Raw genomic sequence first — 1,339 nt, forward strand, 5'->3', positions numbered from 1 at the left:
TCGCTGTATTGCTGCTCGGATGGCGTGCGTGGTCGTGGCGCTGCCGTGACGTACCTGTCCCATAGGGCTTCCTTCCATTCCAGCGAATGGATCGCACCATCAAACCGTGGGATCAAACACCTAGGGTCGCCGCTTTTCTTTTCCCGTCACTATTTCTCCAGAACCACAAGGTGCAGATCCCGGCAGGTCGTTGGGTCCGAGGTGGATGATCTCAGTGCGTTGGCTTCTGATGGTGCCACGAGGCCGATCTCGCGACCGTATCACGAGACGGCGGGCTTCGCTGCCTTGGTCCTCGGTTTCTTCTCGGCAGACGCCGCCGTTGTGCGCTTCCTGGTGGCGGCCCCAGTTGTCGGCGCTGTCTTGGTCTTCGCTTTGGACGTGGCTTTCACTTCCTCTTTCGGCTTTCGGGGTGCTTGTTTTGCCGGGATCTTTGCCGGCTTCAAGGCGCCTACCGCCTTCTGCCAGTGCTCCTCATCGCGCCCGTGCGGTTTGCCTTCGTCAAGCCAGAGGAAATACGCGGCCTCTCGGATATGGCCTTCGTCGATTGCAGATTGAGTCATAGTGTTGTCCTCAGAATTCCCTCACGATGAACTTGTCCTTCGGTACCATCCCACAGGTGAATACCCGGCTGGCACAATTGACTGGTGCAGGTCCCGAGATGATGCAGCCACGCACTCCGATGCGAGACGACGCCCAATTTGAAGGCGGGAGGAAAACGATGATGTTCGGGGCCACTTTCATGCCTCGCGACCGCACCACGACGCTTTCTAGCCCAGCGTTGGTTGCGAAGTCATTTGCGGTGAGTTCGGCGAGAAGTGTATCCGGAGCAGATCATCGCTGACAAAGTGCCGAACCTTGCGTACGGCAGAGAGGCCGGCAACAGTCGAGTGATCGGCCGAGTTCGCCGGTCTTTGCAAGAGGTCTGACCATGAGTCGCGTCATCAATCGCGGTGCCAACATGCGCCGCCACGAGGTCGATTTCGGCGACGACGAGATATCGGTCTACCTTCATTCAGCTTCCGAGACTGTCGGACTGGCAAACGACGCCAGTCATGAGTACCGCCCGGAAGGTCGACACCGGATCGCGCTGATGAATATCCTGCGCCACATCTTCAGCGAGACGATTGCCGAACTGGCGAAGAACGCCAGGGTCCTCTGACATTGGGCGCGAAGGGTCCAGCGCATCACCATGATCCGGGTGAGGTTCTCTCTGGCCTGGTCGAGCGCGTGACTTTTCATAGCTCTGAGTCTGGTTTCTGTGTCCTGCGCGTGAAGGCGCGCGGTCACCGCGACCTGGAGACCGTTGTCGGTCATGCTGCGATGATTTCTGCCGGCGAAT

Annotated in this window: 2 protein-coding genes; one reads left to right on the forward strand and one right to left on the reverse strand. The window is 58.8% G+C overall.

From position 1 onward, the window contains the following. Positions 1–260: 260 nt before the first annotated feature. Complete coding sequence (locus tag EU800_RS29245) at positions 261–560, reverse strand: DUF2934 domain-containing protein (RefSeq protein ID WP_129636345.1); 300 nt, start codon at positions 558–560, stop codon at positions 261–263. A 368-nt stretch (positions 561–928) separates the two neighbouring features. Between EU800_RS29245 and EU800_RS25985 the strand changes: the two genes are divergently transcribed. Then, positions 929–1,159: a hypothetical protein gene (locus EU800_RS25985; protein WP_129636346.1), complete on the forward strand. Its 231-nt coding sequence runs from the start codon at positions 929–931 to the stop codon at positions 1,157–1,159. The last annotated feature ends 180 nt before the right edge of the window (positions 1,160–1,339 follow it).

Source organism: Tropicimonas sp. IMCC6043 (assembly GCF_004146235.1).
Lineage (GTDB): Bacteria > Pseudomonadota > Alphaproteobacteria > Rhodobacterales > Rhodobacteraceae > Tropicimonas.